Source organism: Psychrobacter sp. CAL346-MNA-CIBAN-0220, from assembly GCF_040309805.1.
Lineage (GTDB): Bacteria > Pseudomonadota > Gammaproteobacteria > Pseudomonadales > Moraxellaceae > Psychrobacter.
Window position 1 is genome coordinate 82,000 of record NZ_JBEOPF010000004.1, and the last position, 14,838, is coordinate 96,837.

General features: G+C 43.4%; 12 protein-coding genes. 4 read left to right on the plus strand and 8 right to left on the minus strand.

Annotated elements, in window-relative coordinates; all coding sequences use genetic code 11:
• Positions 1-157: 157 nt before the first annotated feature.
• Together AAEY88_RS09290 and guaA are read left to right on the plus strand one after the other, a co-directional pair.
• Entirely contained in the window at positions 158-2,857 is a 2,700-nt protein-coding gene (locus AAEY88_RS09290; RefSeq protein WP_350561704.1) for a cation-translocating P-type ATPase, read from the plus strand.
• A 189-nt stretch (positions 2,858-3,046) separates the two neighbouring features.
• On the plus strand, positions 3,047-4,654 hold the full coding sequence (guaA, locus tag AAEY88_RS09295; RefSeq protein WP_350561706.1) for a glutamine-hydrolyzing GMP synthase: 1,608 nt from the start codon (positions 3,047-3,049) through the stop codon (positions 4,652-4,654).
• A 241-nt stretch (positions 4,655-4,895) separates the two neighbouring features.
• On the opposite strand, the gene AAEY88_RS09300 is transcribed toward guaA, so the two are convergent.
• From AAEY88_RS09300 to AAEY88_RS09330, 7 genes are all read right to left on the minus strand, one after another.
• Entirely contained in the window at positions 4,896-5,669 is a 774-nt protein-coding gene (locus tag AAEY88_RS09300) for a hypothetical protein (RefSeq protein ID WP_350561708.1), read from the minus strand.
• A gap of 282 nt (positions 5,670-5,951) precedes the next feature.
• Positions 5,952-6,956 (minus strand): oxidoreductase, encoded by a 1,005-nt coding sequence (locus AAEY88_RS09305; RefSeq protein WP_350561710.1) that lies wholly within the window; start codon positions 6,954-6,956, stop codon positions 5,952-5,954.
• Between the two features lie 109 nt (positions 6,957-7,065).
• Positions 7,066-8,043, minus strand: coding sequence for a zinc-binding dehydrogenase (locus AAEY88_RS09310; protein ID WP_350561712.1), 978 nt, complete (start codon positions 8,041-8,043; stop codon positions 7,066-7,068).
• Positions 8,044-8,252: 209 nt separating this feature from the next.
• Positions 8,253-8,960, minus strand: coding sequence for a GDYXXLXY domain-containing protein (locus tag AAEY88_RS09315; protein WP_350561714.1), 708 nt, complete (start codon positions 8,958-8,960; stop codon positions 8,253-8,255).
• On the minus strand, positions 8,957-10,162 hold the full coding sequence (locus tag AAEY88_RS09320; RefSeq protein ID WP_350561716.1) for a DUF4401 domain-containing protein: 1,206 nt from the start codon (positions 10,160-10,162) through the stop codon (positions 8,957-8,959). Before AAEY88_RS09320 ends, AAEY88_RS09315 begins: the two co-directional genes overlap by 4 nt.
• On the minus strand, positions 10,155-11,225 hold the full coding sequence (locus tag AAEY88_RS09325) for a DUF2157 domain-containing protein (protein WP_350561718.1): 1,071 nt from the start codon (positions 11,223-11,225) through the stop codon (positions 10,155-10,157). The genes AAEY88_RS09320 and AAEY88_RS09325 overlap by 8 nt, the downstream gene beginning before the upstream one ends.
• A 183-nt stretch (positions 11,226-11,408) precedes the next feature.
• On the minus strand, positions 11,409-11,756 hold the full coding sequence (locus AAEY88_RS09330) for a DUF2798 domain-containing protein (protein WP_350561720.1): 348 nt from the start codon (positions 11,754-11,756) through the stop codon (positions 11,409-11,411).
• Positions 11,757-11,795: 39 nt separating this feature from the next.
• On the opposite strand from AAEY88_RS09330, the gene AAEY88_RS09335 reads away from it, so the two are divergent.
• Positions 11,796-12,521, plus strand: a complete 726-nt coding sequence (locus AAEY88_RS09335) for an aspartate/glutamate racemase family protein (RefSeq protein WP_350561722.1) — start codon at positions 11,796-11,798, stop codon at positions 12,519-12,521.
• A gap of 30 nt (positions 12,522-12,551) precedes the next feature.
• Here AAEY88_RS09335 and AAEY88_RS09340 read toward each other — a convergent pair whose 3' ends face one another.
• Entirely contained in the window at positions 12,552-13,598 is a 1,047-nt protein-coding gene (locus tag AAEY88_RS09340; RefSeq protein ID WP_350561724.1) for a nitronate monooxygenase, read from the minus strand.
• Positions 13,599-13,841: 243 nt separating this feature from the next.
• Here AAEY88_RS09340 and AAEY88_RS09345 point away from each other — a divergent pair, with 243 nt between their 5' ends.
• Complete coding sequence (locus AAEY88_RS09345; protein ID WP_350561726.1) at positions 13,842-14,789, plus strand: alpha/beta hydrolase; 948 nt, start codon at positions 13,842-13,844, stop codon at positions 14,787-14,789.
• The last annotated feature ends 49 nt before the right edge of the window (positions 14,790-14,838 follow it).

A 14,838-nucleotide genomic window follows, 5' to 3' on the forward strand; every position in this document is an offset into this window, starting at 1 on the left:
ATTATTAATATCTGACTGAGATTTTGGAATCAAAAACTTATCTTCTTCTTGAATATATTCTACTTTTATCTAGTATTATAAGAGAGCAGCCTGTTAAAGATGGTTTTTAACATAAAATAGCGATCAACAGACAGTAGCAAAGATGGGTGAGGCAACCATGTGGCATAACAAAACTAAGGAGCAAGTGGTAGATGAGCTGGACGTTACCCTATCCTCTGGACTGAGCTATCAGCAAGCTGCGGAACGCCTAAAGGAATATGGCAAAAACAAAATTGAGGGTAAGAAAAAGAAAAGCCTCGTGGTAACGTTTTTTGCTCAATTAAAAGACGCCTTGATTTATGTGTTACTAGCGGCGACGGTTATTACCTTTATTATTGGTGAATATGCAGACAGTATCATTATTTTGTCAGTGGTATTGATCAACGCCATTATTGGTGTGGTACAAGAATACAAAGCCGAGCAAGCCATTGCAGCATTGCAAAAAATGTCCAATCCAAAAACTATCGTTAGACGAGAGGGGATAGATCAAGAGATTGATTCTGAAGCGCTGGTACTAGGCGATGTGGTCATCATTGATGCGGGACGTTTTATTCCTGCTGACCTACGTTTAACGGAGTCATCCAACCTACAAATTGAGGAATCTGCACTAACGGGCGAGTCAGTGCCTACCCATAAAGAAGCGCGCGCAGTTATTGAGGATGAGCGGGCGAATATTGGTGACCGTCGCAATATGGCATTTCGTTCAACCACGGCCACTTATGGTCGCGGGGAAGGAGTGGTTATCGCCACTGGCATGCAAACTGCAATGGGCAGGATTGCCAGCATTTTAGACAATGAGCCTGACACTAAAACGCCATTGCAAAAACGCTTGGATGAGCTAGGGAAAGTGCTTGGCTTGATGGCGATTGGGGTGTCGGTTGTTGTTTTGCTCATCAGTTGGTTTCAGGGTAGAGACCCGTTCGATATGTTTTTAATTGCAATTAGTTTGGCGGTCGCGGCGATTCCAGAGGGGCTGGCTGCCATTGTGGCGATCGTTCTGGCGATTGGCGTGACTCGGATGTCAAAAATTAACGCCATTATCAAAAAACTACCGGCGGTAGAGACACTGGGGTCGGTCAATATTATTTGCTCGGATAAAACAGGAACGCTCACCCAAAACCGTATGAGTGTGATTGAGCATTTCACTTTAACGGGTCATAAAGTAGCTGTTGATAAAGCTGAAACAACCGAAACATCTGTAGAAAATGAGTCATCTGGAAATACGGCGGCGGTTGAGTTGAATAGCGATGAGCAATTGATGGCTTATAGTTTTTTACTATGTAATGACGCGTCGATTGAGGGGGAAGAGGAGATTGGTGACCCAACCGAAATTGCGCTAATCACTTATGCAAAAAAAGCGGGCTTAATCAAACCAAAAGAGGAAGAGCAGTACCCGCGTATCGAAGAGTGCCCATTTGATTCTGAGCGTAAGCTGATGTCTACTTTAAATCAGAGGGGCAACGGATACAGAGTGCATGTAAAAGGAGCAATTGACCAGCTTTTGCCACTTTGTACCTATGTTTTGGATAATGGCAAGGAAGTGGCAATTACCGATGCCCACAAAGAGGTGTTTCTTCAAGCAGCAACAGTGATGGGAGAAAAGGCGTTACGAGTGCTCGCAGCGGCTTATAAAAATGTTGATGACGTTATCGATACCGAGGCGATGGAGACCAATTTAGTTTTCATGGGGATTGTCGGGATGATGGACCCGCCGCGAGTAGAGGTTAAGGACTCTATTGCTAAGGCCAAAAAAGCGGGCATTACCGCCATTATGATTACCGGTGACCATGCCGATACTGCCTTTGCGATTGCTAAGCAATTGGACATGGCATCAGAGAGACAGCAAGCCATCTCGGGCTCTGATATCGACCAAATGTCTGATGAGACCTTTAACAAAGACATTCTTAACTACCGAGTATTTGCTCGGGTCAGCCCTGAGCATAAAGTGCGCATTGTTAAAGCATTACAGTCGCATGGCAATATCGTATCGATGACTGGCGATGGGGTGAATGACGCGCCTGCGCTAAAGGCCGCGGATATTGGGGTGGCGATGGGCATTACTGGCACTGATGTGTCCAAGGGTGCCAGTGACATGATTTTGACCGATGATAACTTTACCACTATCGTTCATGCTATTGAAGAAGGACGAAATATTTATAAAAATATTAAAAAGTCCGTCCTCTATCTTTTGTCTTGTAACCTTGGCGAAGTCATTACTATTTTAGCCGCCATTATATTCGCTTGGCCGCTACCACTTTTAGCTACCCAAATTTTATGGATTAATTTAATTACTGATACATTCCCTGCCATTGCCCTGGGCGTTGATAAGTCAGACAAGGATGTCATGAATGAAAAACCACGTGACTCAAAAGAGAGCTTTTTTGCTGGTGGTGCGGGATTCAGAGTGGTTATAGGTGGGTTGTTGATTGGGGCTTTGGCGTTAGTAGCTTTTTATATTGGGCTGAGTGAAGAGGGTTATCATTTAGGTCAAGATAACATTCCTGAAAGTGCATTAACTCATGCTAGAACCATGACTTTTTTGGTGCTGGCGAGCTCGCAGTTGTTTTACTCTTTTGCGATGCGCCATGGGTCTAAGTCTATTTTTAAAATAGGACTGTTCTCAAATCCTTATCTAGTTGCTGCGGTGATATTTGGCTTGGCCCTGCAAATAGTTATCATTAGTGTGCCATTGTTGGCGAATGCTTTTAAGGTTCAGCCCTTAAGCATACAAGATTGGCTAATTGTGCTCGGGCTATCGCTTATTCCGTTTGTGCTCAAGGAGTTGTCCAAGTTATTTATTTCTTATGACAAGATGTAGGATAATTAATATAACTGATGTTAAAGGGTATAACTGGCGTTAGAGTAAGCGCTACAACTGTTCTGTCCATTCTACCCATAATTCTTTGTTCAACTAAAATAACCATGATAATTGAACATCTAACCGCCATTATCCTGCCTAAACTTGTTAAAATAGACTACCAAATTATTTCTTGATGGACACCTATTCATGACAACCGCCACTACGCCCAATGCTGCCACGCCTACTATCAAAGAAGACCGCATCTTAATCCTCGATTTTGGCTCTCAGTACAGCCAGCTCATCGCCCGCCGTGTACGCGATTCTGGCGTATTCTGTGAGATGTTCCCCTATGATATCGACACTCAACGCATTATTGATTTTGGCGCAAAAGGCATCATCCTATCGGGTGGCCCTGAGAGCGTACACGCCGAAAACAGCCCACGCATTAACGATGCCGTGTTTGACTTAGGCGTACCGGTATTAGGTATTTGCTACGGTATGCAAGCGATGGCAGAGCGCTTCGGTGGCAAAGTTCACGCTAGCGACATCCATGAGTTTGGCGCATCGACTATTAATATCGATAGCAAATCTGAGCTGACAGACGGTATCGAAGATGCCGCTGGTAAGCTCAATGTTTGGATGAGTCATGGTGATAAAGTCATTGATTTGCCACAAGGCTTCGATGTCGTTGCCAGTACCCCAAGCTGTCCGATTGCGATTATGGCTGATGAGTCGCGCCATTATTATGGTCTCCAGTTCCATCCTGAAGTCACTCATACCGCGCAAGGTTCTGCGTTGCTTGGTCGTTTTGTCCATGATATTGCTGGCTGCGCTGGTAGCTGGACGTCTGACAATATTATCGATATGCGTATTGAACAATTGCAAAAGCAAATCGGTGATAAGCAAGTATTGCTAGGTTTATCAGGCGGTGTCGATAGTTCAGTCGTCGCGGCACTATTGCATAAAGCCATTGGCGATCAGCTGACTTGCGTGTTTGTCGATACTGGTCTGCTCCGTCTGCATGAAGGCGACCAAGTGATGCAAGTATTCGCTGAGAATATGGGCGTTAAAGTTATTCGTGTTGATGCCGAAGAGCTATTCTTAACCGCATTGGCTGGCGAGTCTGACCCTGAAGCCAAACGTAAAATTATTGGTAAGACCTTTATTGATGTCTTCGCTGAGAGCGCCCGTCAAGTGAGCGAGCAGGGCGATGGCAAAGTCGTTGAGTTCTTAGCGCAAGGTACAATTTATCCTGACGTGATTGAATCAGCGAAGTCACATCAAGGTAAAGCGCATGTGATTAAGAGCCATCATAACGTTGGTGGTTTGCCAGATGATTTGGCCTTTGAATTGGTTGAACCGTTACGTGATTTGTTTAAAGATGAAGTTCGCAAACTGGGTCTTACACTTGGATTACCTGCGAAGATGATTAATCGTCATCCGTTCCCAGGACCTGGTTTGGGCGTGCGCATTTTGGGTGAAGTGACTAAAGAATTTGCTGATATTTTACGTGCAGCTGACGCTATCTTTATGGAAGAGTTAGAAAAGTCAGGCTGGTATGAGAAGACGGCGCAAGCGTTTGCGGTATTCCAACCGATTAAATCGGTCGGCGTGGTCGGTGATGGTCGCCGCTATGCGTGGGTGATTGCGCTACGTGCCGTTGAGACTGTGGACTTTATGACCGCGCGCTTTGCGCATCTGCCGTATGACTTGATTGAAACGGTGTCTAATCGTATTATGAATGAGATCGTAGAAGTGTCACGGGTGACTTATGATGTGTCGAGCAAGCCACCAGCGACGATTGAGTGGGAATAATATCAAACTAAAAATCTGATTAGCGTTGTCAAACTCGTTTAGCCTACTTGATGTAGCGCTATTACTCGTTTTCTTCGCTACTCAAATCTTTCGAATTGATATACGATTAACCGATAATTAGATTAGTTCAATATAGCGATAAAAAAGCACTCAACTTGTTGGGTGCTTTTTTGGTTGAAAATATTTAAACGTGTTTACTTGAAAATATACTATAAAAGATTAGTTATGAACAATTAAGAGGTTAACTGAGGTCATTTAGTGATAATGGAGAGCAGTATTGTATTGCCGAAGAACAGTCAATAACTTCTGATCCGCTGAGGTCTGATGGCATTTCCCACAAAAATCTAAACTCTTTTTGGTGTGAGTAACGCTCTGGCTTAATGAAGTGCTTTGCCGCATTAACGATTTCTGCGGATTGATGCGAGATTATATGGGGGTTTATAGTTTTCCTTGGAAACCCTAGAACGGCTTTATGAGGACGATATAAGCATCTGCTAAAAGTATGTGAAACTGCCCCGATGGATTCAGCAATAGCATTAGAAAATCCTATCGGGTCATTAACAACAAAGCCAGAATCATAACCAAACCTTTCCATGGTTTTTCGGTCTGGATTTCCCAAAGATGCACAGAATATATGTTGGTTGTATCCTGACCCATACGTGCCGCCAATGACACCAGATGGTGTTTTGGCTAACAATGTAACGATGCCTTCTTTGCTATCACCGATCTCAGAATGATTAAATTTGTTGTAATAGGAATAAGATCCAAGCTGAAGCATGCCGCTCTCAAAAAATGAGTCAATGTACTCTTTCTTGCCAAGTTTGATTATAGATTCTTGTGGAACGGTACCAAGTTTAAATCGCTTTTCAGGTATGGGCTTAATGAGCTGCCTTGTTTTAGGTAACGGATCAAATAGAGTGTTATGAACAATAGCCCAGCACAGAGCTTGTAGTTCCCAATCAGAAAGTTTTCTGTCGATAAATCTGTAATTGAACATACGAACTGAACCTGACATGTTGTGACTTCCAAGGTGATGTGTAATGGACGCTAGTTCCCTGCTAAGAAGCAAATAACAGTTACTAAGGTTCTATAAAATACATTTTAAGTGAATTAAATGTATACAAGGTTACCAATAAAATTTATTTTGCGAACGCAAATGAACGCAAATGAACGCAAATGAACGCAAATGAACGCAAATGAACGCAAATTTTATCTATAAAATCTTAATAAGAGAAAGGCAGCACCCCAAAAAGAAGCACTGCCATTTCTGACAAAATCTAATTCCTAAACTAAAAACCTAACCCCGAACATTGACCACATAACGACCAACCGTTTTACTATCTATAAATCGATCTAAGTATTCAGGCGTTTGCTCTAAAGTAATCTCTTCACCATAACTCTCAAGATTGGTCAGTTTCATATCGGTTGCGACGCGCTCCCAAATAGCCTTTTTATCAGCCAGTGGAATATAGACCGAATCGATGCCTAATAAAGAAACTGCTCTAGTAATAAAAGGCATGACCGTCATCGAAAGCTCAGCGCCGCCCGCTAAGCCACAACTGGTAACCGCGCCACCCGCTTTGGTTTGTTTGAGTAAGTTTGCCAAATAGTCGCCGCCTATCGTATCGATAGCATTTGCCCATAGTTCACGACCAATAGGTTTGTTACCGATGTCATTGATGGTATCGCGATGACGCACTTCGCTCGCACCCAATTCTTTCAAGTGCTCGCTTTGCTCAGGTTTACCAGAAAAGGCAATAACCTCGTAGCCTAACTGTTTTAAGATAGCGATACTGATGCTACCCACGCCGCCAGTTGCGCCAGTGACAGCGACTGGTCCATCGCTTGGTTTTGCGCCCATTTTTTCTAACTTTTGCACACTTAACGCTGCGGTGAGACCGCCTGTACCGTAGATCATCGCTTCTTTTAACGTCAGCGACGACGGGCAGGGCAGCGCCCAATCGGTTGGAATAGAAATCATTTGACTCAAGCCACCATCGGTATCCATGCCCAAATCATAGCCAAATACCACAACCTCTTGACCTGCTTTAAAAGTACCAGATTTATCACTGATCACGACGCCTGCTGCATCGATACCAGGAGTGTGCGGGTAGTTTTTAGTAATTCTTTTATTGCCCGCTGCTGACATGGCATCTTTGAAATTTAATGATGAATAATGCACTTCGATTAATAAATCGTTTTCGGGTAAATCGCTGACGTTACGTGTTTGGATGCTTTTATTAAATTGACCGTCGCTGGTTTCTTCGACGACCAAGGCTTTGAAAGTTTTGTTGTTAGACATAGTTATATTCCTTATTAGATTTTTTTGAGTTGTCAGTAACCGCTTACTCGTATCATTAAAATAAAAAAGCCCATGAAACCATGAGCTTTTTTTATTCGATTTCGATAAATTAAGGCTTCAACAATACTTTACCTTTTTTACCTGACTGTACGTCTCCGGCGACCGCCTTAGTAATATCAGCGAGATCAAAAGTCGCTTCAACGGGCAGTTGTAATTTACCGCTAACTGCTCTATCAATAAGCTCTGCAACTAGGCGCTGCTTGTTCTTTACGCTCATCTCTTGACTGAGCTTACTGCCCCAGAATCCTTTTAGAGTCGCTTGTTTAAAAATTATATCCGTAGGATTAAGCATCATTGGCTTGCCTGACATCGCGCCAAATACTGCAAACGTCCCGCCATGACCCAGTAATGATAATAAATCGCCACTGGCTTGACCGCCAACAGAATCGACGGCAGCGCTGATTTTATCATCACCGATAATCGACTTTACTTGATCCTTCCAGTCATCATCTGAAGTATTGATACTGTTTTTAATATCCAGCGCTTCTAATTCATGTATTGCATCTTCATTACGTACTAGATTGATAGTCTTTACACCGCGCGCCGCTGCTAGCATAGCGAGTGACTTGCCAACCGCTCCATTCGCCGCATTATGAATGACCCATTGACCACTTTGCATGTCTAAGAACTCAATCAACATCAACGCGCTGAGCGGCATAGCGATTAACTGGGCTGCCATTTGATGGTCTAAGCTGTCTGGCATGGGAAATACCATATCGGCTGAGGCAGTGAAGAATTCTGCCCAAGTTGCTTGGACACTGGCTGCCGAAACACGCTGACCCACTTTTAAGTCTTTGACATCTTTGCCTACCGCATCGATTATGCCAACCGCTTCGCTGCCACCGATAGCGGGCAGTTCAGGCTTAAAGCCGTATTGTCCGCGAATGGTTAACAAGTCATGGTTATGAATAGAGGCTAAGATGGTTTTGACCCGGACTTCATTGGCTTTGGGTTCTGGGGTAGGGCGGTCACCGAGACTGAGGACTTCAGCAGGTTTACCAAAATGGTCATAAGTTGCGCTACGCATAATAAATTCCTTTATTAATTTTTTTGATTGAATGTGAATAATTGGTTATGTCTAATAGCCGCTAATCATTCCAAGCCAGTCATTAGACATCAGCTATCAACAGTAACAAGTTTGTCCTATAACCCTCAGTGTTACTTTAGTTAAGGAACGTTATTGCTTGTCCATGTCTTGCCGATAATGATGAATATGATACCTACAGTCTTAAACATTTAATTCGACGTTTTATCATCTAGGCTACTTTTACCCACAATTACTTCAAACTCTCCATTCACCATGTCGGTCAGGAGCGGATCGCCTTTATTATTGACGCGAAATAAACCGTATTTTGCGGCCTCAAATGCCTCAGCATGTCCTTCTTGAAAGAAGAAAGCATTGGTAGCAAGTTGCACGCTGCCATTGCGAATGCGATAGTGAATAGGTATTTCATTGGCAGCCAGTCCATCGCGATTGCTACTATCGGCTAAGCGCACAAACTGTCCAACATTATGCTCATCTAATGCGACTATTACATAGCCTTCGCTGGGTTCATAAATATCTGGATTTGGCTCGGAATTATTAAATTCGGAATCCGAAGTATGGGGTTTTGGTGATAAAGCATCCAATACGTCACGCTCTAACGCATAGCTGAGCGCCATATAATCCCCTTGCATAAAGCCGCGCGGATCGACAGGGGCAAGTTGTAGTAATACTGGTTTACCAGTGGCAAGGTGGGTTTCGTATTTCACGACATTAATGCTCATAACAATCAAAATACATAGCAAACCGAGCATGGCAACACTGATAGTAACGGCTCGCTTTTGCCACCATGATACTGGCGGTTTTAATGTTTTGCTTAAGCCAGTATTTTTATCGGACGACGCTTTTGAGACCGATACTTTCGAAACCAACATTTTCGATACAGGGTTAGAATCAGTCATGATAAACGCTCCTCGCTATCGGTTTGGCTGGCTTCATTATTAATGAGCGTAGCGGAAGAAGATAAGTCGTGAGCAAAGTAGCGACTGACCAGCAGCCAACGCATTAGCAACATAACGATGCCAATAACTAGCATTGAGCCGGACTTAACTAGTAAGGAGGTATCGAGTTGATAGTAGTACCAAAACACGTAGCAGACCAAAGCAAAAATCCCGACGCCTAATAGTATGCGCTGGCTATTGGCTATAGCGATGACGACAATCAAGCTGGTTGCTAGTAATCCTGAAACATAAATCGACGTTATTCCCAGAATGCTTGTAGCGCAGATGATAATAACACCAGATTTTGATAGTAACTTGATATCGTAACGTTTGAGAATAAGGTAGAGCGCGTATAAGCTGGCAAGTACCAGTAGTCCTTGTGCTAAGAAATAGTTATGGCTGAAAACTTCATCGTTATTCACAAAGTCGTGATCGTATTCGCCCACGACGATATAGACTGAGAAGATAAGGAGTATAAAAGCACTGGCATAACTGAGTGCTTTACTGATATCAAAAGCACCCGAACGCCATTTTATAGCTACATGCTGCAATAGCTCATAACGTTGTAGGTTGGCCACAATAGTGATGAATGCTAATAATCCCAGACTGACTTCGGACAGCTGATAATAGCTGAGCAGATAGACCACACCGCCCAGCGCTACCGTACTACTTACTAAACGGTAAACGAAGTTTGGCATAACTAGGGTCATAAAAATTTGAATCAGCACAAATAGCCAGATACTTAGCGGTTGCTCTATATCGCTATTAAATAGCGCAAACACAACATATAGCTGTCCTGCGGCGCTAATAGCAAAGGCCAAGCTGTTCCAAAAATTACTGCGGCGCGTGTACTTATTTTTAAATAATGCTAAACCTGCGCCACTTAGTAAGATGCCAATAATAAACATCCCAATAGCGCTGTCAAAGACATCAGTTTCAAACAATATTAAGGTTAAAAATCCAATGAATAATAAGCTCGCCAAGACGCCACTAAAGCCAAAAAATAAGTGTATAAACCAAGGCGTGTCACTGGCATTATTTTGGACAGTGTTATTATTTTGATCAGTGATATCGCTATTAACTGCAGCAGTCATCGCATTAGCATCTAGCAAGCCCAACTGTTGTAATTCCTTAAGCGTGTGATTCCGGTCGCTATTATTCATAGTCAGCCCCTGATTGTATAGTCAAATGGGCTACAGTTCTTGTGTGGTCTAAACGTGCTACTTTTCGCAACCAAACTACCGCTGCCGAACTCATGGCAATCAATAATAATGCTAACAATAAAAATCCACCTGCTTCCCAATCATCTAATAACCATTTGCCTGCCCAAAACATAATGACTGTAATCACCGAGACACACAGGTAAGTCAGCATCAATAAATTAATCCTACGTTGATAAAAGCGCCAAACCATAAAGCCGCACCAGCCTACCCAGACTAATAAAGCAATCAAAGATGTGGCAGTATTAGCGTCATTGATGACATAAATAATAGCGAGGCGGGTTATAAAATAGGTGCTTAGCAGACCGACAACATAAGTGCTCCAGTGCAAGCTTGATTTGGTTTGAGTGTCTGCTTCAGAAGCGTTGATATTAAACGTGCGTTTACGTTCAAAAAATAATAACCATAAGTTAAATGCTATAAAATTGATAACCGTAAGCATTGCCACGCGGGAAATATCTTGATAACTGTAATCCGTGATAAAAAAGGCGGAGACATCGATATAAAGTATCAGGCAGGCATGGATTAACCCTAGCCACAATAGCCAGAGCGCGGGAAAACGGGCAATTAATACCCATGGAGTAATTAATAACGCCCAACTAAAAAACAGCTGCCACGTATCTGCGCCTGTTTGGTAAACCTGTCCAAATAAGGCTAATAAACTACCTGTGATGATACTGGCAACAAGCAATAAAAGCTGCCGTGCTAGCTGGAATTTGCGTCTGAATGATAGCGAGACGTAGAACGCTATGGTGAGAACCAGTGCGCCTTCAACTAAGGCAAATTTACCCATTTTGCCCATATTGAGCCAATTATAGGCGATGAAAAATACCAATGATAATACCAGCGCGATTGCACCGATAATCAGTAAAGCCTTATCAAAGAACGCCAGCCAAGCTCGCTTAGTAGGGAATACTTCTAGATGAGAGGCTGCCGTGTTTGCATGCTTGAAAGGGAGAGTACCTTGCTGGAGCAAATGCTCAATAGTACGCCGTGGTTGACTCATAGCGCCCTCTAGATAAAAATATTTTGTAGCTTATCTTATCTGTTTTTATGAGGTCAGGTTGTATGAAAGTTATGATATTTTAAAGGGGTTGTCTGATGTCTAACTATTTTAAAGACAGTGTCTACATATCAAACATCAGCAATCAGCATCAATAAATCGGTCTCGCCGATATCACTATCTATCTCAATAAAATTCGATACGGCTCAGAACGTGCTCTTGTATTAAATACGCGCAAATATAAGCGCTCGGCCACGCCACGATAAAGGCCAATCCCCAAGAGTGTATCAACGCCATAAAGAACCCATCAATCAGTCCTACTTTTATCAAAAGTAGGGCAGCTGAAATAATGAACGACATCATCATCGCCATTAGACCGGTAAAAATAAGCCGATAGTATTTGCGACGAGTTCGTATTCTAAGGGTGGGCAGTTGGGTCATGGGTTTGCTGAGTCCTACATAATAATGATGACATTTATTGGCAACCATCATATAGCGTGATAACCCATTGGTAAAACAGTTATTATCAATCATAAGGTTCTCAATATTATAATCAATAAATAAGGCGTCAGTATGTCCCTTTATCAGCAGCAAACCCTTCAGCAACGAACATTAGGCATTATCGGCGGTATGAGCTGGGAAAGTACTCAAAGCTATTACCGACTGATTAATCAAGGCGTCAAAGAAAAACTAGGCGGTTTGCATTCAGCAGACTTACTGATTCACAGCGTTGACTTTGCACAGATTAACGAGCTACAAGAGCAAGGCGAGTGGGAAGCGTTGGGTGTGATAATGACGAGTAGCGGCACACGCCTACAAGCTGCGGGCGCGCAAGGTTTACTGCTTGCCACTAATACCATGCATAAAGTAGTCGACAAATTGCAGGCAGCCACTGGTTTACCTATCATTCATATCGCAGAGGTGACGGCGCAAGCCATTAATACACAAGGGCTCAAGACAGTCGCGTTACTGGGTACACAGTTCACCATGACTGAAGACTTTTATAAGCAGCGCCTTGTTAACGCTGGCTTAAAGGTGTTAATACCAGATACCGTAGCGCAGCAAGAAGTGCATCGTATTATCAAGCAGGAGCTGTGCCTAGGGCAATTTCAGGATAGCTCACGACAATATTATGTTGAAGTCATTAAGCAATTGGCAGCACAAGGCGCTGAGGGAGTGATATTAGGTTGTACTGAAATTGGACTGCTCATTAGTCAAGACGACAGCCCGATTCCAGTATTTGATACCGCTGCCATTCATGCGGCAGCAGCGGTGGATTTTTTATTAAAAGAAGGGTAAAGAAGGATAACAGGGTATTAAAACCAGCGCTTATAAATCTTGCACCAGTCGCGCTAATAACTCAATAGTGCGTTCTTGCCTGACTAGTGCCACGCCTTGACCTGCCCATAATGATAAATGTTCCACGTCGCCATTGCTCCCAGCATTGGCACGCATAAATTTGGTCATGGCATTTAATTGCGGATAAGGCGGCAAGCTATCAGCATTATCGAAATTGGCGAAGTCAGTTAAATAATCATTCAGCAAACCACGTGCCTGTTTCCCTGAAAATAGACGGGTCAAACGCGTTTCAGTACTGCGCGTGCCATGACTGGCATCGAGTAGTGCTTGTTTATAAATGTCACTAATACCAGATTCGTCTGTGGTTAAAAACGCGGTACCAAGCTGAGCCATTTGTGCGCCCGCCATTTGTACCGCTTTGATATCCTGTCCGGTCATGATGCCGCCAGCAGCTATTAACGGAATATCAGTACCAGCGCGCGTTTGGCTAATTAGGGTTAGTAAACCTAGTGGGTCAGCTGCGCTTTGTGGCAACCAACCACCACGGTGTCCGCCTGCTTCAACCCCTTGCACACACACCGCATCTGCTCCGATATCTGCCCAAGCTTGCGCTTCTAATGGATGGTTGGCCGTACCAATGACGCAAGTACCTAATTGCTGCAAGCGCTGAACTTGCTCGGCGCTGATAATACCAAAGGTAAAGCTAGCAACGGGTACTGGATTGTCATACAGTACTTGTAGCTGCTCAGTGAAGCTATGTGCGGGGCGCTCAGGCAACTCTGCCGCAATCTGCTGCTCTTGATAATATTGGTTAAGCCAATCTGGCATAGACGTATCAAAAGTACTGGCATCCTGCTCTGATAACACCATTAAATTAATCATAAATGGATGATCAGTGAGCGTTTTGATTTCATTGATTTGTTTATTTAAAACAGCTGGCGCGGTCGCACCCCCTCCTAATGAGCCAAGTCCACCGAAGTTACTGACAGTAGCAATTAATTCAGGCGTAGTAGCGCCACCTGCCATTGGGGCTTGGATGATGGGATGAGTTATTCCAATCTGGTCTAGTAATGACATAGGTTGTACTTCCTGTTAGTGGTATTTAGTTTTCCATAACTGACGGTAGCGGAGCTTTGCAAGCAGGGCAATTGCTATTATTAGTTAAGCTTAACGCGATAAAGCAGCATACTCCTAACGGTAGCCGCTGAAATAATACCTCATGTAAAATATGCTTGTCACAAATCAGGTTGCAATAAATCAGCTTGTGCTAAGATTGCGTCCTCAAATTACTTTTTGCCTGTTATTAGTAGAGACATTTTGATGACATTAGCGCGCACAAGTCTTGCAGCCCTGCTGACTCTTTCTATCGTGGGTTGTACGACGCCCAACACCTTAACGGTTGCCACCACCCAAAAACTCATAAATCATGAACGGGTTAAATCAAACCTTAAGACCAAAGCATTTATGCTGGCGTCCGGTGATAAAATGGCTTATCTCGAAGGCGGCAATTTGGCTGGCGCGCCCTTATTACTAATCCACGGCTTCGGTGGTAATAAAGACAACTTTACTCGCATTGCGGATAAGTTAGAAGGCTATCATCTGATTATCCCAGACTTGTTAGGCTTTGGCGATTCTAGTAAGCCAATGACGGCAGACTATCGCGCCGACGCGCAAGCACAGCGCTTGCATGAGCTACTACAATTCAAAGGGTTGGCCTCGGCCATTCATGTTGGCGGCAATTCGATGGGCGGTGGCATCAGTGTTGCCTATGCGGCAATGTATCCAAACAATGTCAAAAGCTTGTGGCTATTGGACAGTGGTGGCTTTTGGTCAGCAGGTTTGCGGGAAGAATTTCTGGAAGCGACCCCTGATAATAATCCACTGGTGATTGATACTACTAAGGAATATTTTGCCTTGTATAAACTAGTGATGTACAAGCCGCCTTATATTCCTAAAACCGTACAGGCCGTCTTTGCACAGGAGAGTATCGCCAATCGCGATTTACAAGCTAAAATTATTGAACAGATTATTGAAGATAATGTCGAGGAGCGCGCCAAAGTCGTCGCAAAACATAATATTCCCACGCTGATTGTTTGGGGCGCTGAGGACAAAGTGATAAAGACTGAGACCGCTAAATTAATGTCTGAGTTAATGCCACAAGCGCAAGTGATTATGATGGATGAGGTTGGTCATATACCGATGATAGAGGCAGTGAAAAGTACGGCGAATGATTATAAGGCTTTTCGGGTGGGGCTTAAGGAAAAGTAATATTGGTAGGTTGAAAATTTTGCTCTTAAATAAAAAAAAAGAAACATCA

Bases quoted from the DNA above. Each gene is read 5' to 3' on its own strand.
- AAEY88_RS09290 (WP_350561704.1), top strand. From the start codon at position 158: ATGTGGCATAACAAAACTAAGGAGCAAGTGGTAGATGAGCTGGACGTT.
- guaA (WP_350561706.1), top strand. From the start codon at position 3,047: ATGACAACCGCCACTACGCCCAATGCTGCCACGCCTACTATCAAAGAA.
- AAEY88_RS09300 (WP_350561708.1), bottom strand. From the start codon at position 5,669: ATGTCAGGTTCAGTTCGTATGTTCAATTACAGATTTATCGACAGAAAA.
- AAEY88_RS09305 (WP_350561710.1), bottom strand. From the start codon at position 6,956: ATGTCTAACAACAAAACTTTCAAAGCCTTGGTCGTCGAAGAAACCAGC.
- AAEY88_RS09310 (WP_350561712.1), bottom strand. From the start codon at position 8,043: ATGCGTAGCGCAACTTATGACCATTTTGGTAAACCTGCTGAAGTCCTC.
- AAEY88_RS09315 (WP_350561714.1), bottom strand. From the start codon at position 8,960: ATGACTGATTCTAACCCTGTATCGAAAATGTTGGTTTCGAAAGTATCG.
- AAEY88_RS09320 (WP_350561716.1), bottom strand. From the start codon at position 10,162: ATGAATAATAGCGACCGGAATCACACGCTTAAGGAATTACAACAGTTG.
- AAEY88_RS09325 (WP_350561718.1), bottom strand. From the start codon at position 11,225: ATGAGTCAACCACGGCGTACTATTGAGCATTTGCTCCAGCAAGGTACT.
- AAEY88_RS09330 (WP_350561720.1), bottom strand. From the start codon at position 11,756: ATGATTGATAATAACTGTTTTACCAATGGGTTATCACGCTATATGATG.
- AAEY88_RS09335 (WP_350561722.1), top strand. From the start codon at position 11,796: ATGTCCCTTTATCAGCAGCAAACCCTTCAGCAACGAACATTAGGCATT.
- AAEY88_RS09340 (WP_350561724.1), bottom strand. From the start codon at position 13,598: ATGTCATTACTAGACCAGATTGGAATAACTCATCCCATCATCCAAGCC.
- AAEY88_RS09345 (WP_350561726.1), top strand. From the start codon at position 13,842: ATGACATTAGCGCGCACAAGTCTTGCAGCCCTGCTGACTCTTTCTATC.